This is a genomic window from Rhodococcus spongiicola (genome assembly GCF_004011835.1).
Classification (GTDB): Bacteria; Actinomycetota; Actinomycetes; order Mycobacteriales; family Mycobacteriaceae; genus Prescottella; species Prescottella spongiicola.
The window spans coordinates 140409-165152 of record NZ_RKLN01000001.1 but is presented as its reverse complement, the minus strand read 5'-3'; the positions used below and the strand labels follow the sequence as shown (position 1 = coordinate 165152).

Sequence of the window (24744 nt, the reverse complement as noted above, 5' to 3'; positions counted from 1 at the left end):
GGGTCGGGCTGTGGAGGTTGTCGAGGTGGGGGCGCTCAGGCAGCCCGACGCACTGGTGGTCGAGACACGACTCGGACCGGTCCGCGGATATCCCGAGGGCTCGGTCTTCTTCTGGAGGGGCATCCCGTACGCGGCCCCACCCACCGGAGAATTGCGCTTCCGCAGCCCGGTACCGCCCGAGCCGTGGAGCCTCGTGCTCGACGCCGGCGCGTTCGGCGCGATGGCACCTCAGGGCCACGACACTTCCATCCCGCTCGACCCGTCGATGCGGATCGACGAAGACTGCCTGACCGTCAACGTGTGGGCCCCGCTCCCCGACGGCGAACCACGCCCGGTCATGGTCTGGGTCCACGGCGGCGCCTACTGCTTGGGTTCCTCTGCGCAGGCCGTCTACGACGGCCGACTGCTCGCCGAACGCGGTGACGTCGTGGTGGTCACCTTCAACTACCGGCTTGGGGCCCTGGGCTTCCTGGACTTGTCGTCGTTCTCGACAGCGGACCGCACATTCGAGTCGAATCTGGGCCTGCGGGATCAGATCGCGGCCCTCGAGTGGGTGCGCGACAACATCGCCGCGTTCGGTGGTGATCCGGCCGAGGTGACGCTGTTCGGTGAATCGTCCGGTGGCGGATCTATCACCACACTGATGACGGTGCCGAGGGCCGAGGGCCTGTTCCATCGTGCGATCGCGCAGAGCCCGCCGGCAACGTCGGTGTACGGCGCCGAACGGGCTGCGGCCGTTGCGCGACGGTTCCTGGAGATCCTGGACCTATCCGTTGGTCGCGCGACCGACCTCTTCGACATGCCTGTCGGCCAACTGGTCGAGGCCTGCGACGTTCTCGTCGACGAGGTGCCGACACGGGTGCCGGGCACGGTGGCCGTGGCCCCGGTCGTCGACCGCGACCTGGTCCCGCGCTATCCGGTCACGGCGTTCCAGAGGGGATACTCGCACCGCATCCCGCTGATCATCGGTTCCAACAAGGATGAGGCGTCGATTTTCAAGTTCACCGGCTCGTCACTGCTGCCGGTCAGTTCCGAGGCCGTCCAGCAGATGTTCGCCGGTCTGGCCGAGGACAATCCCGAGTTGTCTCCGGCGCGGCTGGCCGAGATCGCCGCCGCATACCCGGATTCGACGAAATCCCGAGGGGCGTTGGCGATTACAACTGATGCAGCCTTCCGGATGCCGGCCCTGTGGGTGGCCGACGCGCACAGTCGGCACTCGCCGACGTGGATGTATCGCTTCGACCACGCCACACCGATGCTCAAGGCAGCGCGCATCGGGGCCGCACACGCAACCGAATTGCCCTATGTTTTCGGTAATTTCGGGACACTCAATCCGGATCCCACCTTCTGGCTCGGGGGTCGCAGGAGCGCGATCGAGGTAGCTCGGCGCATGCAGCGACGCTGGCTGGCCTTCGCGCGGCACGCCGTCCCGGCCGCGCTCGACGGTTCCAAGCACTGGGCACCGTACACCGAGGAGACCCGGTCGACGCTCCTGATCGACCACCGTGACAGCCTCGTCGCCGACCCGGATCGAGAGATGCGTGTCGCGTGGGGAGACAAGGCGATGGGGTTCAGCTAGGCCCGGCTCCGGCGGCAGCGGCCACCGGGTCTCGGCGCAGCGCGGTTCGGGTGGCAATCGCGATCGCGCCGGCACCCAGCGCGGCGGCGACGCCGAGGATCAGGGCGTAGACCGCGGGCGAGATGCTCGGGATCGGACGCCCCGAGACCGCCGCCGCGACGCCGGCGAGCGGCGGGAGGGCGACCACCGAGCCGATGACCGCTGCGACGAGGACGACGATCGCCGACTCGGCACCCATCATGCGACGAACCTGACCTTTGTTCGAGCCCACCAGTTGCAGCAGCGCGAACTCCCGGCTGCGTTCGACGGTGGCGAGCACGAGCGTGTTCACCACCGCGATCGCGAGATAGGCGAGCAGCACGGCGAGCGCGACGACGTTCACCCAAGCCTGCTCGCGGCGCTGCTCCTGTCCGGCGACGGCGAACTCGGTACGGTCCGAGACCGTGACTCCGCCCATCGCGGTGATCGCGGCGCGGGCGTCATCGATCCGACCGGGCTGTACCGACACGAGGACCATGTCGGCCAGCCCGGTCGTGGTGTGCGCCCGGACCTGAGATGCCGGCAGCGTGACCTCGCCGAAGCCGAGGCCGCGGCTGTATGTCGCGACCACCGTCGGGGTGACGAGTGTCCCGTCCCCGAGCCGGAGCGGGACCGTGTCGCCGAGGTCGGCGCTCATCGCGTACGCGGCGTCCGTGCTGAGCGCGACGGTGCCGTCGCCAAGCTGCCCGAGGCTGCCGTCTCGGACGTCGAGATTCATGGTCGACTCCGTCGCCGCGGGGTCGACGCCCTGTGCCGAGTACGGTTCGGTGTACGGAGCCTCTCCACCAACCTCGTAGAGGACCTGCGTACGGGTGATCGGGTTGGCTTCGCGCACAGCGGGATGGGCTGCGATGGCGTCGACCAGTGCGGGCGCCATCCCGGAGGGAGCGGTGACGACGAGGTCCGCGGTGGTGCCGTCGCGGGACTGCTTGTCGGCCGCGGCGGCGACGGTGTCCTGCGCGAAGAGCTGCACGGCACCGATGGCGACGACGAGCGCCAGCGGGGTGATCGCCGCCGCGAGACGCCGTGCCCCGGCCCCCGAGTTCGTGGCCGCGAGGACGAGCGTCGGCGACGAGCTGCGGCGGAGGGGACCGCCGAACCATCGGATCGCGCCGGACACCAGGATCGGACCCAACAGCGCCGCCGCGATGACCAGCAGCACGGCGGAGGATCCCGCACCCGCGAGCGCCGCCTGCCCCGGCAGCATGGCCGGGAGGAGCGACAGGAAGAGGCCGCCGGCAGCGACGACGAGACCGCTGAGCAGACGGACAGGTCCGATCGACCCGGGTTCGACGGCGGATTCGCGCAGGGCCTCAGTGGGATCGAGTCGGGCCGGGCGTCTAGCTGCAACAGCCGCGGCGATCCGAGCGGTGACCACTGCCAGAAGCCCCCCGGCCAGGGCTGGCAACGGTCCGTACGCGAGCGCGAAGTCCGTCGGTAGAACACCGGCTGCTGCGAACTGGGCCCGCAGCACCTGTGCGAGCGCGTACCCGGGGCCCACCCCGACAAGTGCGGCGGCGCCGGCAACCCGAAGAACTTCGCTGCCGATCAGCCGGTGCACCTGACCGGGAGTGGCGCCGGTGGCTCGCAACAACGCGAACTCACGCCGACGCTGCTGAATTGACAGCGACAGCGTGCTCGCGACCACGAACATCGCGATCGCCACTGCCAGTCCGGCGAACGATCCGGACAGCAGGATCAGGTTGTTGCGCGCCGCACCAGCGTCGAGGTATTCCGCGTCGCCGCGGGCGTCGCCCGTGTAGGTGTGGACATCGAGTCCGGCGAGTTCATCGCGGGCCGCGGCGGCCAGCGATGCCGCATCGAATCCTTCGTCAGCGAACAACCCCACCACCGACACCGCATCACCGTGCGGCCACATCTCGCGGGCGTCGAGGTCGGACAGAAAGATGGATGCGGGGCGGTGCGACGGCTCGGGCGCAGGAGCCGTGGCAATCCCGACTACCGTGTAGTCGCTGCCGATCCCGCCGTGCCGCAAGGTGATTTGATCTCCTACGCTGCCGGTTCCGGTCACGACGACCTCGCCGGGCGACGTCGGGGCTCGCCCGGACAAGAGCCGGTAGGGCGCAAGGGCCGCCGACGCCCAGCCGTGCCCGTCTAACACGGTGCCGTCGTCGGTGCTCAACGGCACACTGATGTCGCCCACCGCGGCGCGAACACCCGGAAGACTGGACAGCTCTCCGACGACGGCGTCCGGCAGCAACGCGCGCTCGACGTACGGGGGGTCGATGTCCTCGCGGACGTCGAGTGACTGCGCCGCACCGACCACGACGTCGGCTCCCGCATAGCGGTGCGGGGGGACGCCGCCGCGGATACCTGACTCGAACAGCACACCGAGCGCGCAGGTGAGCAGGGCGGCGCAGAAGACCGCGACGAACACCGCCACGAACCCGCCCGGGCGCCTGCGGATGTTGGCACGTGCGAGCACGCGCAGACGAGGCCGACGCACGCTCACCACTCCCCGAGATGGGTCATGTGGTTGGTGACGGCCGCGACGGTGGGGGAATCCATGTGGCCGACGAGACGCCCCTCCGCGAGGAACAGGACCCTGTCAGCGTGCGCGGCTGCGACCGGATCGTGGGTGACCATGACGACGGTTTGCCCGAGTTCGGTGGTGGCGCGTCGCAGCAAGTCGAGGACCTGGCGCGCGGAGCGGCTGTCGAGGGCGCCGGTCGGCTCGTCGGCGAACACCGCGTGCGGCTTCGTGATGAGCGCCCGCGCGATCGCCACCCGCTGCTGTTGACCGCCCGACAACTCGGCGGGACGACGGTCCCGCTTGTCGGCGAGGCCGACGGCGGCGAGGACGTACTCGAGACGAGTGCGGTCGGTGGGCCGTCGGGCCAGCAGGAGGGGGAGGGTCACGTTCTGCTCGACGGTCAGCGCCGCCATGAGGTTGTAGGCCTGGAAGACGAACCCGACATTGTCGCGCCGGAACACGCTGCGGGCCTTGGGCTTCAACGCGGTGATCTCGGTCTCGCCAAGCCAGACCGAGCCACGTGTCGGCTGGTCGAGACCGGCGGCGCAGTGCAGGAGGGTGCTCTTGCCGCAGCCCGACGGTCCCATGATGGCGGTGAAGCTACCAGCGGCGAGCGTGACGCTGACGTGGTCGAGTGCGGTGACCCGGGTGCGCCCGGAACGGTACGTCTTGCGGACGTCGGTGAGCCGGACCGCCGAGCGCGGCGGACTCTGCACGATCGGTGGGGCGGAGATGAAGGAGGACATGGCCCGAAACGTTATGGAGAGCGGGCGGCAGGGAACATCCGGCGCACTACCCGATCGATGGTGTGGTCAGCTGTACCGACAACTGTCCGATAGTGGGGCATGCTGGGTCGATGGATCGGAACGGACGGCTCGCGGTGCGCCGGCGCGCCCTCGGCTTTCTCGCGGTCGAGTCCGTGGCCGGTCTCGTATCTCTGGGTCTGTTCGTGGTCGGGATCGTCATCGCGTCATTGCTGATCCTCATCGTGGGCTGGCTCGCGGTGCCCGTGTACGTCCGGGTGCTGAGATGGTGGGCGGGGCGGGCGAGGATCCGGGCCGGAAGGTTCACCGGTACGGCCATCGCCGGACGGTACCCGCCGATTCCGCAGCGCCCCGGCTTCGACGACCTGCTCAGGCTGTTGACCGCACCATCGACCCGTCGCGACTTCGCGTGGTTGGCGAGTCACGCGTTGGTTTTGCCCGTTGCCGGAATGTTCCTGGTTGCCCTGCCGGTCGGTGCGCTCAACTCCCTGGCGATCCCGTTCTACTGGTGGATGCTGCCTGCGGACGAGCCGGTGAGCAGCATCTACCCCGTGACGTCGTGGTGGGGCGCGGCACCGATGCCGTTGGTTGCGATCGGGTACGTCGCCCTGGGCTGGTGGTCGATCCCGCTCATCGCGCGTGGGGCAGCGGCCCTGGCGGCGCGCCTCCTCGCGCCCCGGCGGGAAGTCGAACTGTCCGAACGAGTCTCTGCCCTGACCGCGAGCCGGGCTGCGGCGCTCGACGCGCACGCGGCGGAGCTGCGCCGCATCGAACGCGACCTCCACGACGGCGCCCAGAACCGACTGGTGGCCGTCGTGATGATGCTCGGGCTCGCCGAGCGTTCCCTCCGAGTGGCTCCCGAACAGGCCCTCCCGCAGCTGCTCCGGGCGCAGGACGCCGCATCGGACGCACTGTCCGAACTGCGGACCCTCGTACACGACATCTACCCACCGGTGCTCGACGAACTCGGACTCGACGGTGCCGCCTCCGCCCTCGCCGGCCGCAGCCCGGTACCGTGCGTACTCGACGTCGAACGGCTACGGAGGGCCCCGGCAGCGGTCGAGGCCGCGGCCTACTTCGTCGTCGCCGAGGCGTTGACCAACGTCGCCAAGCACAGCGGCGCCGAGCACGTGCGGGTGACCATCGCGACGCGCGACGACACCATCGCGACGCGCGACGGCGACCAAGCGGCGTGGCTGGTGATCGACGTCCTCGACGACGGCATCGGTGGCGCGGTCGAGACCGCGGGGAGCGGTTTGGCGGGGATTCGCCGCAGGGTCTCGGCATTCGAAGGAAGTTTGACGGTCGACAGCCCGCCCGGCGGGCCGACACGACTCGAGGTGGAGTTGCCGTGCGGATTCTGATCGCGGAGGACGACGCGCTGCTGCGGGAGGGGCTCGCGCTCCTGCTCCGCAGCGTCGGCATCGAGGTGACGGCCGCCGTCGACGACGCCGAGAAGTTCCTGAAATCGTTCGAACAGGACCCACCCGACGGCGCCGTCCTGGACGTCCGGATGCCGCCGACGTTCACGAACGAGGGATTGAAGGCGGCGATCGAGGCCCGTTGCCGGCGCCCCGGCTTCCCCGTGCTCGTGTTGTCCGCATACGTCGAGGACCGGTATGCGAGTGAACTGCTGTCCGGCGGAGCGGGCGGGGTGGGCTACCTCCTCAAGGAGCGGGTCGGCAAGGTCGAGGAGTTCGTCGACGCGTTGCGCAGGGTGGTCGAGGGCGGAACGGTGATGGACCCCGAGGTGATCTCGCAGCTGATGAGTAGGCGGCGGGCCGACGATCCGGTCCGCACGCTCACCCCGCGCGAATCCGAGGTACTAGGGCTGATGGCCGAGGGCCTCGGCAACGGCGACATCGCCCGCAGACTGGTGGTCAGCGACACCGCGGTCAGCAAGCACATCGGCAACATCTTCGCGAAGCTGGGCCTGTCGGCGTCGGACAGCGGGCACCGTCGGGTGCTCGCGGTTCTCGCGCACCTGCGATCCTGACGGGTCGGACGCCCTCTGCTGGGGACTTCAGCTGGGGACTTCAGCTGGGGACTTCAGCCCGCGAATCCGCACAGCGTGATCGTGGGCCGCACGTTGCGCAGCGGCGGCGCGTCAGCCAGCTTCCGAAGTAGTCTCGATCCCCACAGCCCACGCCCGAAGGGTAGGGAAACCTCACGGGCAGAGGAGATCTCGGGGATCCGCTCGGGCAGTACCGCCGCCTCGGCGGCCGACAGGTGGAAGGGCATGGTCGGAAGGGTGTAGTTCTTCGTGAGCCGCAAGCCCTTCATGGTCTTCCGACTCACCCACCTCGGGATCGAGTCGAAGATGAGCCGGCCGCCCGGGAACCGTCGCACACAGTCGGTGATCAGCCTCAGTGATTCCCCCGCCGGCAGGTACATCAGCAGACCCTCCGCGGTGACCATCACGCCGCGATCCGGGTCCACGTGGTCCATCCACGTCCGATCGAGCGCCGACATCGCCAGCGTCGTGACGTTCGGCTCGGACGGCAGGAGTCGCTTGCGCAGGGCAGCCACGTCGGGAAGATCGACCGACAACCACCGCACGTCGGGGTCGCCGATGCGCCAGAAACTGGTCTGGAGTCCCTCACCGAGGGCGACAACGGTTCCGCCGGGGTGCTCCGCGAGGAACGAGCGCACTTCCGCGTCGAAGGCACGGGCCCGCAGCGCGTGCGACTGATCCGGTCTCCCGAATTTCTCGTACGGATAGTCGATCGTCTCGTAGAGCTGCACGCTCAGCGGATCGTCAAACGTCCCGTCCGGACGCGACGCCTCTAAGGCGCGGTTACGCAGTGTCCACATCATCGTTGCGGACACCCCGCCGATTGCGGTGCCATCGACCCGCTTCCTCTGGCTGCCGGCCACTAAGAAATGGTAGCCGAACGTCGGAAACTCGTGATAGAAGCGCCGTCGTCGAGTGCGGTCTGGTCGATTCGAGTGAAGGCGGTCGGCTGAAAGGCGCCATCGAACATTGGTCGTCCGGAACCGGCCACCATCGGATAGCTCTTGACGATCAACTCGTCGATCTCCGGGAGGAGCGAGGCCGCGAGCTTTCCGCCGCCGGCCAGCCAGATATCGAGGCCCTCTTCGGACTTGAGCTTCCGCACTGCGGTGAGAGGATCGTCCGCGATCGATTCGATCGCCGGGTCCGGGCTGGTTCCCAGCGTCGTGGACACCACGAGTTGACGAAGGTGCGCGTACGGGTTCGTGACACCGATCTCGAGGGCCGGTGCGTACGTCCCGCGGCCCATCACGACCGTGTCGAACGATCGGTTGGGGGTCTCGCCCAATCCCAGGGCCGGTCGCATATGCGTCGGGATGGTCTCGGGGTAGCGATCGGTGATCCAGGCCGCGATCGCGTCGGTGAACGGGAAGAAGTCGATCTCATCGTCTGGCCCGGCGATGCAGCCGTCCAAGGTGACGCCGACGTAGTACACGAGCTTTCGCATATGGCCCCTCCGCTCTCGTGCTTTGCATGAAGTGGCCCGAAATCTAGCGTCGCAGGTGGAGTGGTGTCACTTGGATTTCTGGTCAGACGCTCTCGAGCGCCTGACCGACCTCGCGCAGTGTGCGGTGGCGGTGGTCCTCGGCGAGGACGTGCCCTGCAGCGATCGCGAGCGCGACGGGCCAGTCGATCACCTCGAACGCCGCGAGCAGCCCGAGTGCCGCGAAGTAGGCCAACTGATCGGGGTGCGGAACGCCGACGTCGCCGACGACCGGAAGTCGTATCGCGAACCTCGAGCCCTGCGTGATCCGTGCGAGTGCCGCGCTGTGGGAGTCCGCACCGTGCGAGTTCAGGGAAACCTCTTGATCGAGCCCTACTTCCGTCATCGTTCGCCTCGTCAATCCCCGTTGTTCACCCGCTGTACACCTACGGTGACCATCCTGTGGTTCGTGACCGTCTCGTTATCGGCGCTCCCAGCGCTCTCCGCGTTCACGTCGTCCGTCCGCTCGCCCGGACCGGACCCGTTGACCGGTGTCGTGACGTCGGTGCTTGCTCCGCCGTTGCGCCACGCATACGCGGTGCTGTTGAGAGCCGGGGTTCTGGTCGTCGACTGATCGGATTGGGCCCGGCGATCGCCCCACCATGCGAGCGCTCGAGGTGCCAGCGCCGCGACCGCCGTCGCGCCCGTCGCGGATCCCAGGGCCTGTGCCCAAGCCAGTGGTCCCAGCGGTGTGCAACCCAGGAACTGGCTCACCCCGGGCGTAGTGACGACGGCGCCCAGCACACCGATGGACCCGAGGGCGGTGGCCACGACCAGTGGGCTGTGCGAATCGATCAACGTCTGTCCCAGCTGCGTTCCGACGAGGGCGACCAGGCCCACCGTCGACGCGCGCCGCGGGCGTCCGGTGACGCTCGCCAGCCCCCACGCCACACTGGCACCGGCCGCGGTGGCGGCTCCACGGATCGCGACGGTCCGCCACAGCGCCGCCGTATCGGGACCGCGGCCGTGGTGGGCGCGGTCCTGGCGTAGCGGGCTGACCGCGAGTGCGGCAGCCGGTAGGGCGTCGGTCAGCAGGTTCACCAGAAGCAACTGGCGTGCGCCCAGTGGGGCCCGCCCACTGATCGCGCTCCCGATCAGTGCGAACGCCACCTCGCCGGCGTTGCCGCCGAGCAGCACCGACACCGCCGACTGCACTCGCTGCCACAGTTGCCGACCCTCGTCGATTGCATCGAGGATCGCGTCCACATGCCCGTCGAGGAGCAGAAGGTCGGCCGCACTGCGGGCCGGGTGGCTGCCGCGTGACGCGACACCGATACCGATACTTGCGGCCCGGATCGCAGCGGCATCGTTGGCGCCGTCCCCGACCATCGCGCACACGTGGCCGGTGCGTTCGAGAGTCTGAACAATCTGCACCTTCTGCTCGGGCGTCATCCGGGCGAACAAGCACCTCTCCCGCACCGCGATCTCCTGCCCGCGGTGTGAGAGTGCCTCCCACTCCGAGCCGGTCACCACGTCGTCAGCGTCGAGTGCGAGTCCGAGGTTGCGTGCGATTGCCGCAGCGGTGACGGGATGGTCGCCGGTGATCAGCCGGACCGATACGCCACGCTCCTCGAGCGACGGAAGCAGGTTGACGGCTTCGGGACGGATCGTGTCGGAAAGTCCCAGCAGGCCCAACGGTTCGAGCCCCTGTCCGCACAGCACCTCGACCTCGTCGGGATCACCGACGGCGCGGGCGGCCTGCGCAGGCGTGACGACGCGGCGAGCCACCGCGATCACGCGCATACCCTCCTCCGCCATGGACGGGACCTCTGCAACGATGCCCTCGAGCTTCGACGGCGCAGCTCCGGTGCAGGCCGCGAGCACCACCTCGGGAGCGCCCTTGACCACGAGTTCGGTCCCTTTCAGCGCCGCCGCATACGGCCGTCCCGAGCGGAACGGTAGGACCACGTCGTCAGGCTCCGGTGGACGGTCGCTGTCCGGTGTCGTGGCCTCTGCGGCCTCGACGACCGCACGATCGGTGGCGTGCGGAGCCGCGACCCCGTCGACTGTGACGGACGTGCGGGCGGCGGCGCGCAGGACGGTGTCGGGATCGACGGAGGCAGCCGGGCGGACGGCCCTGACCCGCAGCCGGTCCTCGCTCAGCGTGCCGGTCTTGTCGAAGCACGCCACGTCGACACGGCCGAGCGCCTCCACCGAGCGGGGCGAACGGACCAGCGCGGAAGCCTTGGTCAGCCGGCGCGCGGCCGCCTGCTGCGCGAGCGTGGCGACGAGGGGGAGTCCCTCCGGCACTGCGGCGACCGCGACCGCGACGCCGCTGGTGATCGCCGCCTGCAGGCCTCCGCCACGAAGCATCGAGGTTAGGGTGACCAGCGCGCCGCTGGCGATGCTGACCGGTAGAACCTGGCCGGTCATTTCGCGCAGTTGTGCCTGCAGGCCGACCCGGCCGACCCGTCTCGGCGACAGCGCCGTTGCACGTCCGGTCTCGGTAGCGGCGCCGACCGTCGTCACCACCGCGGTCGCGGTACCGGTCAGAACGGTGGTACCGGCGTAGAGCATGCAGGTGCGGTCGGCGAGGGGGACACCCGGCGTCGCCGCGGTCTGTTTGTCGACCGGCAGCGACTCGCCCGTGAGTGACGACTCATCGACCTCGACGCCGTCGGCAGTGAGTAGTCGGCCGTCGGCGGGCACCACTTCGCCTGGCCGCACCTCGATCACCTCGCCGGGGTGCAACAGCGCGGACGGGACGGACCGGTACCCGCCGTCGGGACTCACGATGCGCGCCGGCGGATCCTGAACTGCGAGGAGTCGCCGCAGCAGGCGTTCGGCGTGCAGGCGTTGTGCGGCCGACAACGCGGCATTTCCGACCAGCACCGACCCGACCAACACCGCGTCGACCGGTGAACCGAGGACCGCGCTCGCTGCCGAACCGGTCGCGAGAATAGGGGTCAGCGGGTCCGACAGTTCGGTGCGCAGCGACTGACCGAAATCCCACAGGAACCCCGCCGGACGCTGCGCCCACGACGCCAGCGACTCGATCCGTCCCGGTCCGGACGGCGGCCCCTGTGGGATGGGCGTAGCCAGCATGCGCTGGACCCGATCCGCCGGCATCGCATGCCAGTCGTGCTGGGGTATCGGGGTCGGGGTCTCGGCGCCCAGCACCCCGTTGGCGAGACTGTGCCCGGTCCACAGCGCGGCACCCGACCCCGCGCTGATCGGTCCGGGGCCGCGCCCGTGAGTGCCGGGGAGCATCAGCAGCGATCCGAGAAGTGAAGCACCGGTAGCGATTTCGATGCCCCGCCTGCTCGCGGTCCGGGCCGCCGGTAGCGCGCGAAGCACGCGCCAGGCAGCCTCGAGGTCTGGTACCAGGAGGTCACACTCGACCGGAGTTTCTCCATCCGAGAATCCGATACCGAGGTCGGCCTCGGCGAGGGCGTCCGGACAGTGTGTCGCCAGAACGGCGACGGTGGCCCCACCCCTGCGTAGTTCCCGCACGATGGCGGACAGGTCGGAATCGGTGGTGGTGGAGGGTGTTCGAAGCTCATCGAATGCGGACCGCAGCGACCCGAGGGCTTCGTCATCGAGCGAATGCACCGTCACATCGGCGTGGCGAGTCTGCTCGAGGACGGCTGACGCGAGCGGGTCGTGTACACGGGAGACCAGCACGGCCGGCCCCGCTGTGTCGGACGTGTCGGGGCCGGACGTGTCGGGGCCGAATGTGGCGGGGCCCGATGTGGCAGGGCCGGGTAGCGCAGCGAGAGCGTGCCAGCCTTCGGTGAGTTCGCCTGCTTCGACGGCACTGCGTGCCGCCTCCCACACCTCGGCCCTGAGTTCGTCGGAGACGCCGCGGATCCGGCTCACCCGCAGTTCGTCCGTCAGGAGTGCTCGCGGCTCGACGACGAGCGCGGTGATCGAGTCGAGACGGCGGAGGGTCCGTGGTCCGCGGCTGAGGATGTCTTGCGCAGCGAACCCGCGCCCGAGCGTGGCCGCAAACGACTCGCGGGCAGTACGGGCCGCCTTGGGCGCGGCGACCAGCGCCGCCGTTCCCGCGGTTCGGACGCTCCCTGAAGCCACCCCGACGACGCCGGCCGCCCCCAGTTGCGCCCATGAGGCCCGCTCGAGATGACGCTCGATCGGACCGTGTTGCGGCCGGAGGTCGTCTCCACTGAAGGGCGGATGCGCGCTGCGGTGCCACGCGGCCCGGTTGGCGACCACCTCACCTACGGTGGACGCACGCAGCAACGCCTCCACCGCAAGCGGAGTCGGGGCCTGCGCCGCCGCGTACGTCGCGGCGTTGGCCAGCGAGAGCACGGTATCGGTACGTCGAGTTCCGATTGTCGATTCGAGGAGGCCCCGAAGCCGTGGCTGATAGTCGATGATCGTGACCGGGGCGGCCGCCACGAGTGGAAGCCTGGGAAGTCGCAGGATTCGACCGGCGAGCGCGACCCCGAAACCGGCGGAATGTGCGGCGAGGGCCGCCAATCGTGCCGCCAGGACAGCGTCCGACCATCCGGGAGGTGGTGGGAGGGTCGCTCGCTCGGGCTGCGCCGACTCGGTGTGGGCCGACTCTTGGTGGCCTGACTCGGGGCGGTCTGACTCGGGGTGCGTCGACTCGAGGAGCGCCGTCCCGGCGTGTGCTGCGTTGACGTATGCCGAGCGCCCGGACGTGAGGAGTCCGGTGAGCACACCGGCGGTCGCCGCGGTGCTCACGGTCGCGGTTGTCACGGCAGCGGTCACGCCTCGTTCGGACAGGGTGCGTGCCTGTCCGAAGAATGCCCCGACTACCGCGACCCTCACCGAGAGGTACGCCCCCGTGGGCGTGACCCGGTGCTCTTCGCGGTGCCTTTCCTCTTCGCCGCCGTGGATGATCCGCCGCTCCGCGCCCTCGTCGCGGGCTTCTCTTCAGCCGGCTGCACGGTTGCTTCTGGGCTCGCGCCGCGCGCGTGGAGTTGCCTCAGCACGAGCGCGGCGCCCCCGACGGTCACGACCACGGGCCAGTCGACAATGCCGGCAGCACCCGCAGCAGCCATCGTGAGGATTGCGGCCGGTGTGGAGCGGCTACCCACCTCGAGACCCCGTCGGGTGCCGTCGGCGACTCCGCCCACTGCTCCTCGGACCCCACCGACGACGCTTCCTACAGCCGCGCCGCCGAGGGCTCCAATAGACGACGTGGTTACATCGGCGATCCCCGATACGGTCCGCACCGCGCCGTCGGTGATCGATACTCGGCCGTTGCCGGACCGGTGACCGTTGTGCGAGGTTTTCCCTGTTTGCTCCATCGAACGCCTATCGTCCGGTTCACGGGTGGGGTCTCGCGTGCTGTGCGCGGGATCGGGGAACCACTCTTGGTGGCCGCTCACCAGCGAGTCTACCCGACTGCTTGTGATGTGAACCTTCTTGCGCGGGAATCACCTGAGATGTCCTGTGTGTCAAGCATTGTGTCTACCTCGGAACGCGGAACATGCTCGTACCCAGTGTGATTCGTTGTAGTGGGTCAAGCGACCAGATCGGCGTAGTCGGGGTGGGACTCGACGTACTTCGCGACGTAGGAGCACGACGGCACGATCTTGAAGCCCTGTTCACGGGATGTGTCGAGAGCAGCCTTGACCACCTGGCCGGCAAGTCCCCGGCCTCGGAATTCCGGGTTGGTAACGGTGTGTCCGAAGTCCCGGACGCCGTTCGACTCGAGGTACTCGGCGTATCCGGCGAGCGTGTCGTCGACGTAGACCTCGAAGCGGTTCTGGTCCGTGTTGTGCTCGATCCTGTTCGCCACGGCGGGTCTCCTTTTCGACGTACATGCGTTCGGGACGTTACCGAGTACAGCATCGGGGCCCGCCACGAGTATTCCTAGTGCTGTTCACTCTTGCTCGACGCCACTATCCGGCGCCTGCGTGGACGTCCCGACCGCCGGCCGGATGATCACCTCCAGCGCGAGCAGGGCGAGCAGGGCACCGAGAACGATCCACAGGACCACCATTCCGGTGGGGTAGCGCCAGAAGATCAGTAGCAGTGCCGCGGCACCGATGATCGCGCTTCGGAGCGGTATTCGCGCCTGCGCGGCCCACCGTTCCGCGGTGCTCGGCGGGCGGCCATGGGTGGGCCGCCGCACGAAATCGAGCGCCTGGCCGAATCCGCGGCGAACGACCCTCGCCGACGACGAGCCACTTGTCAGGTAGGCGCCGACTGCGACCACCACGCCGGCCACCGCAACGGCACGCAGGCTGGTACGCAGTGGCACGAGCACGGTGTCGACGACCACTGCCGCGGCATCCGGGGACAGGACGTCGGGTGGGATGTCGGTGAGGTAGACCGCACGTGCGACGAGGATTCCGATCGCGAGAACGAGCATTCCGACCGCGACCGACAACCCGGCCAGCGACAGGGTCCGCAGGCGACGACCACCAGGGGACGCCGCGACCGCGGCGGCCGCACAAGCGATCGCCAACCACGGAAGCACGGCCGACACTTTGTCGAGGGCGTTGACCGCGCGCTGTGCCTGCACAAGGCCGGGGGATTGGAACAGGACGAACTGTCTGTCCACGCTCGGGATCGTCTCGGCGATCGTGAAGCCGCGGTCGACCAGTGCCGTTCGCACGTTGTCGATGATCGTCTCCAGCGAGATGCTGACCGTGCCGCTCTGATCGACCTCGACCGCGCTCACTCCGTAGTTGCCTGTCACCACCGAGACGAGCGCGTTGTGGGCGCGGCGGTTCGCCTGGATCCATAGGTCCTTGAACTGCTGCGACTCGACGAACGCGGATACGGTGTCGCGGACGAAGCCTTTCGCCTGTCCGGCGAGCACGGGCGACAGTCCGACCACGAGTTGGTTCACACGGGGCGCTTCCTCAGCAAGATTCGAGACGTCGGTGAGGGCGGTGAGCGCCTCGGTGGTGAGTGAGTCCAGATCGATCCTGGCGAGGATCTCGTCTGTGACGCGGTTGGTGACCTCGGCCTGGATCGCCGGATCATCGGCCAGCGGCGCGACCGTCGTGACGTAGCGCTCGGTGTCGAGGATCTGGCTCCGCACGAACCGCGACGTCACCGACACGATCGCCAGTGCGGCGACGAGCACGAGCAAGATCGTGACACCGATCCACCGCAGTGTGTGTCGTGGGGCGCCGACAGTCGTTGCACCGGTCGGACCCGATTCGGCGAGCCCGGCGCGGAGCGTCGCCACCTCTTCGCGCAGCCGCTCGAGTTCGGCACGTTCGTCGTTGCCGAGCGGTTCCTTGCCGGTGCCGTTCGTCATCGCTGGCGCCTCCGCGGGATTTCCCGAGATCCCTGACCGAGATCCCGAACGGTCGGTGCAAATCATTTTGCTCCGACCGAACGGTTCGTGGTGCGGACTTCGCTGCCGCGGTCACGTCACGGTGCGAGCGGCGTGACTCGGACGCCGCGGATGTCGTATTTGTCGAGGTCGCCTTCGTCGGTGGTCAAGAACTTGTCATCGGGCCTTTGTCGCCATTGGGCGTGTCACTGCGTACCCTTCGCGGTGTGGTCCGGCGGTTCGGTGATGTTCGCCTCGAACACGGTCTGTTCGGTGGCCTGTTCGGTCGGTTCGCCGAACAATTCCGTCTGATCCGGCTTGGCCGGAGCCGTACGCGCGGCGTCCGGTAGCGCGATCACTCGCAGTGCTGACCGCAGAGATTCGTGCGTCCGCGCCCAGGCCCGTGATTCGTGGTCGCATGCGTCGGCTTCGTCTGAATCACCCTCACCGCGGGCCGTTTCCGCGGACTCACGCCAGCTGATCTCTTGTTCCTGCGTGATCTTCAGGTACTCGAGGACGGCGTCGCGGTCGTGGCCGCACACCGACGCGACTTCATGCGCGCTGAGCGACCCGGACCCGCCCGGATCGAGGTGGATCAGTGTCATGAGGGCCGGTGGGAGGCCCGGGTCGTCCCCATCGTCGTCGGTGCCGTCGTCGGTCGGTGCGCTCGATGGCACATCGCCTCTCTCGCGGGGCAGTCCGTCGGCGAAGCGGGAGCCCCCGAAGCGCGCGGCGAATCGGGCGTCGACCGAGGGGGTGAACGCGCTGAACTGGTCGAGCGCGTCGACCAGGTGGCGGGGAACGAACGGATTTCCGGACACGTCGATCGAGGCGTTGAGACGGTCCTCGTCGAGGGTGAACCGGATGCCGGGCCACCGCTTGGTGAGGTCGCAGGCGTTCTCGGCGGCGCGGGTGCGTCCGACGACTCCGTGGAGCAGTGGGACCCACACCCGCACGAGTGGTTGATCCGGATGCGTGATCACCAGCACCGGTTGGTCGTCCAACTTCAGGACGACGTCCCCGTCGTCGTCGATCTCGGGGGTGAAACCGAGAGCCTTCTCGACGGTGGAGGCGACCAGGTTTCTGAGTTGATCCGGGTCGGATGGGGTTACGGCGGTGTCATCGTCGAGATGGCTGGGGTCGGGTGCTGGTTCGACCTCGACGGTGTCGGCAGCGAGGTCGGAGCCTTCGAGCGTGCCGATGATCTCTGGGAGGACGAAGCTAGGGTGCGGAACACTCCAGATTTCGCGCAGTGTGCTCACAGTCATCGCCGCGAGTTGATCGGCCCAACGCTGTTCCTTGTCGAGGAAGAACGCGGGTGATCCGTCGTCGGGTTCCCCTCGGGGGAGGCGCGTGGGCCGGCTCCACCCCAACTCGCACAGTCGATTCTCGGCCTCCGGCGCGAGCGTGTACCGGGGTGCGAGGTACGAGTTCGACGACACCTCGGCACGCAGGTACTCGTCGTCCCAGAGCAGGAACTGGACCCACGGCGTGAACCCGTCCACGGTGTTCTCTTCGATCCATTCGAGGATCAGAATGTCGTCGTTCCGCATCGCGGAAAGGTGATCGGCGAGTTTGCGCTGGAACAGGCTCCACGAGCGGTCGACGGCCTCGTCGAAGCTGGCGATCTCGAACATGCTGCCCCCTGTCTGTCGGGCCTCTGCGTCACGGTCGAGGTCTGCTGCAGCGCTCGACCGTGTCGCGTTCAACGTAGCTTGCCGGAGCGACAACTCCGGGCATGCCAGGCCGTGTCGGTCAATCCGTCAGCATGCCTGCGGCACCAGCCGGCAGATCGGCACCGCTCCTGTGGCGGAACAGCTCGGCCGGACGCCCAGTTCCGCTGCTCGACGTTCGCCCTGTTGCCTCGATCGCGTCGATGACCAGTCGCCGGAACGAATCCTTGGGCAGAGACCGGCCGAATACTGTTTCGTACAGCCGCCGGAGTTCGAGCACTGTGAAGACGTTGGTGAGGAGTCCGGACGGGTCGACCCGGCGGGCATAGCGGCCACGCAGGTCGTCGACGGCGCGCGACACCATTGCGGCGTGGTCGAAGGCCAATGGCGCGGTCACCGTCCGACCGTCCACACGGACAAGCGTGGCCTCGGCCGGCAGCTCGTCGCGGCGCAGGGTCGCACCGTGCGCCATCGACAGCACCCAGCCACGGCCGTCGCGGTCCGGGGCATCGAACATCGCGAGCTGATGGAAGTCGGCGCCGACGAGCCCGGCCTTCGTTTGCAGAGCGCGTTCGGCCGCGTCGGCCAGCCGTTCGCCGGGCCGCAGGAATGAACCGGGAAGTGCCAGCGCGCCATCGGGTCTCTCGACGACCAGTACGTGGAGTTGGCCCGTCTGCACCGTGAGGACCGCCACGTCGACGGCCACGGACGGCCGGGGGTAGTCGGTGAGCGCCTTGCCGTCGGCATCGCGCCACTCGGTTCGTCCTGCATCCGGGGTCACCCTTGCAGATTAGCGCAATGATGCGCTAATGTTTAGCGCGAAGCTGATCTAAGGAGTTTTTGTGGGGCTGCCCGACGAACGAACCGACCGCGCCGCCGGTGTACTTCTCGCTACCGCGACCGGTGATGCGCTCGGTGCGGGGTACGAGTTCACGGCGCCTGGGTCCGACGCGGTGATCGACATGATCGGCGGCGGGCTCGGCTCGTTCGCACCGGGCGAGTGGACCGACGACACCTCGATGGCCGTCGCGATTGCCGAGGTCGCTGCGACTGGGGCCGACATTTCTACCGGTCCAGGACTGGATGCCGTTGCGGCGCAGTTCGTCCGGTGGTACGAGTCCGGACCGGCCGACATCGGGGTCCAGACGTCGGCGGTGTTGTCGAAGCGGCCGGCCTCGGCCGAGGAGATGCGTTCGATCGCGGCGGCGATACCGGGGCTGAAGGGCGGTAACGGGTCGCTGATGCGGACAGCGCCGGTCGCGCTGGCCTACCTCGGTGACGCCGACGGATGTCTGCGGGCGGCGCGTGCGATCAGCCTGCTCACCCACGACGACGAGCGCGCCGTGGAGGCGTGCGAGATGTGGACCTACGCCATCCGCCACGCCGTTCTGTACGGCACGTTCGACGGTGTTCGCGAGTACGTCGCGGGGGCCTCGACAGGGGCGCGCGACTACTGGACACCGCTACTCGACCGGGCCGAGCGAGGCACGCCGGCCGACTTCCCGAACAACGGGTGGGTCGTCGACGCGCTGCTGACTGCGTGGTGGGCGATCACCACTACGGACGCGACCGGTCCTGAGCATCTGCAGCGGGCGTTGGAGCAGGCGGTGCGTGCCGGTCATGACACCGACACCACCGCGGCGATCGCCGGGGGACTGCTCGGGGCGCGGTGGGGTGCGTCCGTGATCCCGGCGCGGTGGACTCGGATGCTGCACGGCTGGCCCGGATACCGCGCGGTTGATCTGGAGCGACTAGCCGTGCGGACGGTGGGGGGAGGCGACGATCTCGAGGGGTGGTCGTCGTCTCTCCCTGTCGATTAGGCGCGACAGGGGCCGACGGTCGCGCCGCCTTGGTCGAGGGCGCAGTCGAACCCCAGCGGTGCCCGTGCGTGCTGGATGTTGTTGGGGTGCAATACCGGAAGGCCTAGAAGGGTTCGGCGGGACTCGCCCGAACCCGCGACCGTGGAATGTCGAGACCACACAAGGGAGTACGCATGACCGTCATCGAGATCGTGCTCGGCGCCATCACCCGGCAGCGGGTGGACGCGATCGTGAACGCCGCGAACTCGTCGCTGCTCGACAGCAGCGGTGTGGTGGATGGCCAGATTCACGCGAATGGGGGACCGGCGATCGCCGAGGAGTGCCGGACTCTGCGGGCCACGACGTTGCCGAACGGGCTCGCCGAGGGGGCGGCTGTTGCGACGACGGCGGGCGAACTGTCCGCGAAATGGGTGATCCATACCGTCGGGCCACGGTACTCGCGGCAGGAGGACCGCAGCGAGGTGCTGCAGTCGTGCTACCAGCGCAGTCTCGCCGTCGCCGACCAACTCGGTGCCGAGACGGTTGCCTTCCCGCTCCTCTCCCCGGGCATGTGGCCGAAGCACGACGCCGTGACGCAGGCTGTGGCCGCCGTCCGGGCCGCGCGGACGAACGTTCGTGTCGTGAAGTTCGTCGTTGCCTTCCCCGAGGTTGTCGATCTTCTGCGTCGCGCTGTGGACCTGTTCAGCACGTTGACGCCTTCGGTCGACGCCCGGTCAACCGACAGCCTGCCCCGCGAAAGAGGGGATGTGCCATCCAGCACACCGACAGACGACGGCACCGAGGATGACGAGGACGACCCGGGCCTCCCGCCTGCCCTGATGACACTGATTCACCTCGATCCGGGCGGGTACGGATTGCTCACTGCGCACGAGGTCGCGTCGGTGTGCGGTCACGACCGCGACGCGGTCCTCGACTATCTGAGGATCACGCAGGTACACGAGATCAAGTGGCGAGAGTCCGCGAAAACAGCTCGCGGTGAGAGTGATTCGAAGAAGGGCGACGCCCGCGACTATGAGTCGCGGGCCTGGGCGCGGACGTACGAATCGCTGCGGTCGGCACTGCGGGTAATCGCGCTACCAGATGCCACGCGGGCGGCGCCGGCCGCGGCCAAGCAATCACCGGCGTCATGAGACCGCGCGCCAGACGACCACACAAAGGAGCACGCATGACCGTCATCGAAATCGTGCAGGGCGACATCACCCGGCAGCGTGTGGACGCGATCGTGAACGCCGCGAACTCGTCGCTGCTCGACGGCGGCGGTGGGGTGGACGGCGCGATCAAACGGCGCGGGGGACCGGCGATCGTCGAGGAGTGCCGGACTCTGCGGGCCACGACGTTGCCGAAGGGGCTCGCCGAGGGAGCTGCGGTCGCGACGGCGGCGGGACAGCTGCCCGCGAAATGGGTGATCCATACCGTCGGGCCGGGGTACTCGCGGCAGGAGGACCGCAGCGAGGTGCTGCGGTCGTGCTACCGGCGCAGCCTCGCCGTCGCCGACGAGCTCGGTGCCGCGACGGTCGCCTTCCCGCTCATCTCGTCGGGTACGTTCGGGTGGCCGATGGGCGACGCCGTAACGCAGGCCGTGGCCGCCGTCCGGGCCACGCGGACGAATGTCCGTGTCGTGAAATTCGTTGCGTACGACCGTGAAGCTGCCAACCTTCTGCGTCGCACGGTCGACCTGTTCAGCGCGTTCACCGTGTCGGTCGACGCCCGGTTCGCCGACGGCCTGCCCCCGAAAAACGACGATGTGCCATCGCGCGCACCGACAGACGACGACACCGAGGACGATGAGGAAGAGGAGGACGACCCGGGCACCCCTCCGGCTCTGCTGACACTGATGCATCTCGATCAGGACGGGTCCGAATCGCTCACTGCGTACGAGGTCGCGTCGGTGTGTGGCCACGACCGGGACGCCGTGCTCGACTACCTGCAGATCACCAAGGAACAAGAGGTCGTCTGGCTGGAGCACGCGGAAATAGCTCTCGATGAGGGTGATTCGGAGGAAGCCGACGTGTGCGACCACGAGTCGCGGTCCTGGGCGCGGACGTACGAATCACTGCGGTCGGCACTGTGGCTGATCGCGCTACCGGGCGCCACGCGTGCGGCGCCGGTCGCGGCCAAGCACACACCGACATCTCGGCTCTTGGCGAGAATGCTCCCCGAGTAGACCAACGGGAGGTTGTCGTCTCCCACCCGTCGATTTGGCGTGCTCTGACACCGCGAGTCGGGCGGTGCACGCCGACGACAGTGTGATCCGGGTGGTTGTGAATTCCGGGTGGTCGCGAATTCGGGATGGTGCTGGACGCCGCCGCTCGAACCGTGCTGCGATTGCGACCGAGGGGCCGGCGTTCGCGCGGCGCCACCACACCGAAGGAGTCCGTATGACCGTCATCGACATCGTGCACGGTGACATCACCTCGCAGCGGGTGGACGCCATCGTCAACGCCGCCAACTCGTCGCTGCTCGGTGGCGGCGGGGTCGACGGCGCGATCCACCGGCGCGGTGGACCGGCGATCCTCGAGGAGTGCCGGGCCCTACGGGCCACGACGTTGCCGAACGGGCTCGCCGAGGGGGCGGCCGTTGCGACGACGGCGGGACAACTGCCTGCGAACTGGGTGATCCACACCGTCGGGCCACGGTACTCGCGCCACGAGGACCGCAGCGAGGTGCTGCATTCGTGCTACCGGCGCAGTCTCGCCGTCGCCGACGAGCTCGGTGCCGAGACGGTTGCCTTCCCCCTCATCTCGTCGGGCGCGTTCGGGTGGCCGATGGGCGACGCCGTGGCGCAGGCCGTCGCCGCCGTCCGGGCCGTGCGGACGAATGTCCGCGTCGTGACGTTCGTTGCGTTCGACAGTGAGGTTGCCGACCTCCTGCGTCGCGCGGTCGGTTGAGGGCCTGTTGTTCATCTGGTGAACCGGGTTACGCCCTTGCCGGGTCGCCATAGGTCGATGTGCAGGTGATCGCCCGCGACTTTTGTCAAGACCACTTCCTCGAGGTCGAGTTCGAATACCTCCGCCTCGGCAAGTGCATCGGATTCAGCAGCTACCTCAGCCTCGGCAGGGTCGCTCGGGTGGCGATCGACGATCCAATGATCGACGATTCGCTTCTTCCGTTCTCCGAGAATTTCCTGAGCGCGACCGGTGATCTTGGCGTCACCGCCATCCATCGAGTGATGGCCTGGGTTGCTGTGGAGCGAGAACCGCGGATCCCGTTGCAGATCTTGCACTTTCCGAGCCCCCACCATCGACCCGAGCAGGAGTGAGCCCCCATAGATCTCCACCTCCGTGCCACTGACACGCGGCGAGCCATCCCTGCGCAGGCTCGCGAGGACGTGATGTTTGTGGGCCTCGAGACGCGCCGCGACGGCGCGTGCCAGGTCCGGGGCTTCGTTTGCGAACGTAGTCCAGTTGCTCATGGCGACCAGTGTGCACAGGCATCCCTGACAGGGTGTGGCAGGAATTCCTGACTAGGCTCCGGGTATGCGGTCGAGCCGACTCGTGGAGATCATGCTGCGCCTCGAGGGCAGCCTGGGTGTCACAGCGCAGCGCCTCGCGGACGAACTGGGTGTCTCGGTGCGCACCGTGTATCGCGACGTCGCGGCGCTGTCGGCGGCGGGCGTCCCGGTGTGGACCGAGAGCGGCCCCGGCGGCGGGGTTCGCCTGCTCGACGGCTGGCAGTCGAAACTCGGCGCAATGACCGGAGCCGAGACGTCGGCGCTGATGTTGCTCGGGGTGCCGTCGATTGCCGAGGACCTCGGGCTTCGCGAAGTCGCCACCGCTGCGCAATCGAAGTTGTTGAGGGCCTTGCCTCTTCCACTACGGGCTGGCGCGCAGGCGTGGCGTGACCGCTTGTACGTGGACGCGCCCGGATGGTTCGACCGGCCTCGCGATGTCGGAAACCTCCCTGACGTCGGCGCCGCCGTGTTGGAGGGTCGGCGGCTGCGTATGTCCTACCGCAAGGGACGACGTACAGCGACGCGAACTGTCGATCCCCTCGGCCTGGTTGCGAAGGCCGGCGTGTGGTACCTCGTCGCGCGGCATCGCGGCCGCACGCTGTCGTACCGGGTATCGAGGATCGCGGAGGCCATCGTTCTGGACACGCCGGCAATGCGGCCCGACACCTTCGATCTGCCCACGTGGTGGGCGGACTCGGTCGCCGAGTTCGACCGCGCACTGCTGCGATTCGACTGCCGCGTGCGCCTGTCCGCCGCGGCATGGCGGCGATTACCACATGTCATCGGCGTCGAGGCGGCTCGCGTCGAACCCGGGCCGCCCGACGACGACGGATGGTTCACCGTCGACCTTCGGCTCGAGGCGGAGGACGTCGCGCTCGATCAGCTCACCTCGCTCGGCTCCGAGGTGGAGGTGCTCGAGCCGCAGTCGTTGCGGGACGCGTTGCGTGCCGTCGGTGCGGCGATGATACACCGCAACCGATGACGGGTCGCCCACCGTCGGCGGTCAAGCCAGCCGCTCGAGCACCGTCGCATTGGCCAGCCCGCCGGCCTCGCACATCGTCTGCAGACCGAACTGGGCGCCGCGCTGCTGCATCGCGTTGACCAGGGTGGTCATCAACCGGGCGCCGCTCGCACCCAGCGGATGTCCGAGTGCGATCGCACCGCCGTGCACGTTCACGCGGTCCAGGTCGGCGCCCGTGTCGACGGCCCATGCCAGAACCACCGGTGCGAACGCCTCGTTGACCTCGAATAGGCCGATGTCCGAGATGTCGAGGCCGCTGCGCTCGAGCACCTTGCGGGTGGCCGGAATGACCGCCGTCAACATGTACAGCGGGTCATCGCCGGCGACCGCGAAACTGTGCAGCCGGGCGAGGGGTCGCAGCCCGAGACGTGCCGCGATCTCGCTGGTGGTGATCAGGAGGGCCGCGCTGCCGTCCGACAACGGACTGCTGTTGCCTGCGGTGATCGACCAGTCGATCTGCGGAAACCGCTGCGCGTACTCGTCGCTGCGGAATGCGGGTCTCAGGCTCGCCAGCGCGTCGAGAGTTGTTCCGGGGCGGATCGCCTCGTCGACGCCCAACTCGGGGAGTACCGCCAGTTCCTTCGTGAACAGGCCGTCGCTCGTCGCGGCCGCCGCCTTCTGGTGGCTGTGCAGGGAGAACTCGTCGAGTTGAGTCCGCGAGAGTTCCCACCGGGCGGCGATGAGTTCGGCGCTGATGCCCTGCGGGACGAGCCCGTCGGGATACCGACGCTCGAGCCGTTCACCAAGGGATTCCCGTCCGATTATGTTGGATCCCATGGGTACTCGGCCCATCGACTCGACACCGACGGCGGCGACGATGTCGTAGGCGCCGGAGATCACGCCCTGCGCGGCGAAGTGGACAGCCTGCTGGCTGCTGCCGCATTGGCGGTCGACGGTGGTGCCGGGTACCGACTCGGGAAACCCCGCCGCCAGCAGTGCGCTCCGGGTGATGTTCTGGCCCTGCTCGCCCACCTGGGTGACTGTGCCGCCGATGACGTCGTCGATGAGCGCCGGATTGACACCGGTGCGTTCGACGAGAGTGGACAGGCTGTGGGCGAGGAGGTCGACAGGGTGTATTCCGTGCAGTGCCCCACCGGGCTTGGCTGCGCTGGACTTACCCCGACCGATGGGTGTGCGCACGGCTTCGACGATTACTGCGTCTCTCATGATGATTCCTTTCC

The 24744-nt window shown here is 68.5% G+C and carries 21 protein-coding genes and 1 pseudogene; 9 read left to right on the top strand and 13 right to left on the bottom strand.

The features are described 5' to 3' along the window. Window positions 1–25 precede the first annotated feature (25 nt). Window positions 26–1579, top strand: coding sequence for a carboxylesterase/lipase family protein (locus EF834_RS00710; protein WP_408014465.1), 1554 nt, complete (start codon window positions 26–28; stop codon window positions 1577–1579). On the opposite strand, the gene EF834_RS00705 is transcribed toward EF834_RS00710, so the two are convergent. Together EF834_RS00705 and EF834_RS00700 are read right to left on the bottom strand one after the other, a co-directional pair. Next, complete coding sequence (locus tag EF834_RS00705; RefSeq protein ID WP_235870937.1) at window positions 1572–4085, bottom strand: FtsX-like permease family protein; 2514 nt, start codon at window positions 4083–4085, stop codon at window positions 1572–1574. The two genes, EF834_RS00710 and EF834_RS00705, sit on opposite strands and share 8 nt — an antisense overlap. 2 nt (window positions 4086–4087) lie before the next feature. Then, window positions 4088–4858 (bottom strand): ABC transporter ATP-binding protein, encoded by a 771-nt coding sequence (locus tag EF834_RS00700; RefSeq protein WP_127944515.1) that lies wholly within the window; start codon window positions 4856–4858, stop codon window positions 4088–4090. A gap of 110 nt (window positions 4859–4968) precedes the next feature. Here EF834_RS00700 and EF834_RS00695 point away from each other — a divergent pair, with 110 nt between their 5' ends. Then, window positions 4969–6240: a sensor histidine kinase gene (locus tag EF834_RS00695; protein ID WP_127944512.1), complete on the top strand. Its 1272-nt coding sequence runs from the start codon at window positions 4969–4971 to the stop codon at window positions 6238–6240. Then, the gene (locus EF834_RS00690) at window positions 6228–6872 is read left to right on the top strand and encodes a response regulator (RefSeq protein ID WP_127944509.1); all 645 of its coding nucleotides are present in this window, start codon (window positions 6228–6230) and stop codon (window positions 6870–6872) included. The genes EF834_RS00695 and EF834_RS00690 overlap by 13 nt, the downstream gene beginning before the upstream one ends. A 53-nt stretch (window positions 6873–6925) precedes the next feature. On the opposite strand, the gene EF834_RS00685 is transcribed toward EF834_RS00690, so the two are convergent. The 3 genes from EF834_RS00685 to EF834_RS00675 form a co-directional block, all read right to left on the bottom strand. After that, window positions 6926–7693, bottom strand: coding sequence for a class I SAM-dependent methyltransferase (locus EF834_RS00685; protein ID WP_127946021.1), 768 nt, complete (start codon window positions 7691–7693; stop codon window positions 6926–6928). A gap of 59 nt (window positions 7694–7752) precedes the next feature. Next, entirely contained in the window at window positions 7753–8337 is a 585-nt protein-coding gene (locus EF834_RS00680; protein WP_127944505.1) for a dihydrofolate reductase family protein, read from the bottom strand. 82 nt (window positions 8338–8419) lie between these two features. After that, the gene (locus EF834_RS00675) at window positions 8420–8719 is read right to left on the bottom strand and encodes a hypothetical protein (RefSeq protein WP_235870936.1); all 300 of its coding nucleotides are present in this window, start codon (window positions 8717–8719) and stop codon (window positions 8420–8422) included. On the opposite strand from EF834_RS00675, the gene EF834_RS18695 reads away from it, so the two are divergent. Then, window positions 8660–8947, top strand: a complete 288-nt coding sequence (locus EF834_RS18695; RefSeq protein WP_408014432.1) for an Rv1535 domain-containing protein — start codon at window positions 8660–8662, stop codon at window positions 8945–8947. The two genes, EF834_RS00675 and EF834_RS18695, sit on opposite strands and share 60 nt — an antisense overlap. A 32-nt stretch (window positions 8948–8979) precedes the next feature. Here the strand turns inward: EF834_RS18695 and EF834_RS18765 are convergent. From EF834_RS18765 to EF834_RS00645, 6 genes and pseudogenes are all read right to left on the bottom strand, one after another. Then, a pseudogene (locus tag EF834_RS18765) lies at window positions 8980–13128 on the bottom strand (cation-translocating P-type ATPase); the annotation flags it as partial. Then, window positions 13125–13436 carry a hypothetical protein gene (locus EF834_RS18395; RefSeq protein WP_235870934.1) on the bottom strand — a complete coding sequence of 104 codons (312 nt, stop codon included), beginning with the start codon at window positions 13434–13436 and terminating at the stop codon, window positions 13125–13127. The gene EF834_RS18395 and the pseudogene EF834_RS18765, both read right to left, overlap by 4 nt. A gap of 389 nt (window positions 13437–13825) precedes the next feature. Further along, window positions 13826–14104: a GNAT family N-acetyltransferase gene (locus EF834_RS00660; protein WP_127944503.1), complete on the bottom strand. Its 279-nt coding sequence runs from the start codon at window positions 14102–14104 to the stop codon at window positions 13826–13828. 84 nt (window positions 14105–14188) lie between these two features. Beyond that, entirely contained in the window at window positions 14189–15580 is a 1392-nt protein-coding gene (locus EF834_RS00655; protein WP_127944500.1) for a hypothetical protein, read from the bottom strand. A 224-nt stretch (window positions 15581–15804) separates the two neighbouring features. After that, entirely contained in the window at window positions 15805–17235 is a 1431-nt protein-coding gene (locus EF834_RS00650) for a T3SS (YopN, CesT) and YbjN peptide-binding chaperone 1 (protein ID WP_127944497.1), read from the bottom strand. A 118-nt stretch (window positions 17236–17353) separates the two neighbouring features. Next, the gene (locus tag EF834_RS00645; RefSeq protein WP_127944493.1) at window positions 17354–18052 is read right to left on the bottom strand and encodes an NUDIX hydrolase; all 699 of its coding nucleotides are present in this window, start codon (window positions 18050–18052) and stop codon (window positions 17354–17356) included. 61 nt (window positions 18053–18113) lie between these two features. Between EF834_RS00645 and EF834_RS00640 the strand changes: the two genes are divergently transcribed. The 4 genes from EF834_RS00640 (at window position 18114) to EF834_RS00625 (ending at window position 21979) form a co-directional block, all read left to right on the top strand. Continuing rightward, complete coding sequence (locus EF834_RS00640) at window positions 18114–19091, top strand: ADP-ribosylglycohydrolase family protein (RefSeq protein ID WP_127944490.1); 978 nt, start codon at window positions 18114–18116, stop codon at window positions 19089–19091. Window positions 19092–19264: 173 nt separating this feature from the next. Then, window positions 19265–20221, top strand: coding sequence for a macro domain-containing protein (locus tag EF834_RS18660; protein WP_127944487.1), 957 nt, complete (start codon window positions 19265–19267; stop codon window positions 20219–20221). A 35-nt stretch (window positions 20222–20256) separates the two neighbouring features. Beyond that, window positions 20257–21255, top strand: coding sequence for an O-acetyl-ADP-ribose deacetylase (locus EF834_RS18655; RefSeq protein ID WP_127944484.1), 999 nt, complete (start codon window positions 20257–20259; stop codon window positions 21253–21255). Window positions 21256–21469: 214 nt separating this feature from the next. Continuing rightward, the gene (locus tag EF834_RS00625) at window positions 21470–21979 is read left to right on the top strand and encodes an O-acetyl-ADP-ribose deacetylase (RefSeq protein ID WP_127944481.1); all 510 of its coding nucleotides are present in this window, start codon (window positions 21470–21472) and stop codon (window positions 21977–21979) included. A gap of 11 nt (window positions 21980–21990) precedes the next feature. Here the strand turns inward: EF834_RS00625 and EF834_RS00620 are convergent, their stop codons facing one another. Then, window positions 21991–22503 (bottom strand): pyridoxamine 5'-phosphate oxidase family protein, encoded by a 513-nt coding sequence (locus EF834_RS00620; protein ID WP_127944477.1) that lies wholly within the window; start codon window positions 22501–22503, stop codon window positions 21991–21993. A 64-nt stretch (window positions 22504–22567) separates the two neighbouring features. Between EF834_RS00620 and EF834_RS00615 the strand changes: the two genes are divergently transcribed. Beyond that, window positions 22568–23524 (top strand): helix-turn-helix transcriptional regulator, encoded by a 957-nt coding sequence (locus EF834_RS00615; RefSeq protein ID WP_127944474.1) that lies wholly within the window; start codon window positions 22568–22570, stop codon window positions 23522–23524. Window positions 23525–23545: 21 nt separating this feature from the next. On the opposite strand, the gene EF834_RS00610 is transcribed toward EF834_RS00615, so the two are convergent. Beyond that, complete coding sequence (locus EF834_RS00610; RefSeq protein WP_127944471.1) at window positions 23546–24730, bottom strand: thiolase family protein; 1185 nt, start codon at window positions 24728–24730, stop codon at window positions 23546–23548. Window positions 24731–24744: the final 14 nt, after the last annotated feature.

Excerpts from the sequence above, each read along its gene's own strand:
- EF834_RS00700 (WP_127944515.1), bottom strand. The coding sequence starts at position 4,858 with ATGTCCTCCTTCATCTCCGCCCCACCGATCGTGCAGAGTCCGCCGCGC.
- EF834_RS00695 (WP_127944512.1), top strand. The coding sequence starts at position 4,969 with ATGGATCGGAACGGACGGCTCGCGGTGCGCCGGCGCGCCCTCGGCTTT.
- EF834_RS00685 (WP_127946021.1), bottom strand. The coding sequence starts at position 7,693 with ATGATGTGGACACTGCGTAACCGCGCCTTAGAGGCGTCGCGTCCGGAC.
- EF834_RS00680 (WP_127944505.1), bottom strand. The coding sequence starts at position 8,337 with ATGCGAAAGCTCGTGTACTACGTCGGCGTCACCTTGGACGGCTGCATC.
- EF834_RS00675 (WP_235870936.1), bottom strand. The coding sequence starts at position 8,719 with ATGACGGAAGTAGGGCTCGATCAAGAGGTTTCCCTGAACTCGCACGGT.
- EF834_RS00655 (WP_127944500.1), bottom strand. The coding sequence starts at position 15,580 with ATGACGAACGGCACCGGCAAGGAACCGCTCGGCAACGACGAACGTGCC.
- EF834_RS00650 (WP_127944497.1), bottom strand. The coding sequence starts at position 17,235 with ATGTTCGAGATCGCCAGCTTCGACGAGGCCGTCGACCGCTCGTGGAGC.
- EF834_RS18660 (WP_127944487.1), top strand. The coding sequence starts at position 19,265 with ATGACCGTCATCGAGATCGTGCTCGGCGCCATCACCCGGCAGCGGGTG.
- EF834_RS18655 (WP_127944484.1), top strand. The coding sequence starts at position 20,257 with ATGACCGTCATCGAAATCGTGCAGGGCGACATCACCCGGCAGCGTGTG.
- EF834_RS00625 (WP_127944481.1), top strand. The coding sequence starts at position 21,470 with ATGACCGTCATCGACATCGTGCACGGTGACATCACCTCGCAGCGGGTG.
- EF834_RS00620 (WP_127944477.1), bottom strand. The coding sequence starts at position 22,503 with ATGAGCAACTGGACTACGTTCGCAAACGAAGCCCCGGACCTGGCACGC.
- EF834_RS00615 (WP_127944474.1), top strand. The coding sequence starts at position 22,568 with ATGCGGTCGAGCCGACTCGTGGAGATCATGCTGCGCCTCGAGGGCAGC.
- EF834_RS00610 (WP_127944471.1), bottom strand. The coding sequence starts at position 24,730 with ATGAGAGACGCAGTAATCGTCGAAGCCGTGCGCACACCCATCGGTCGG.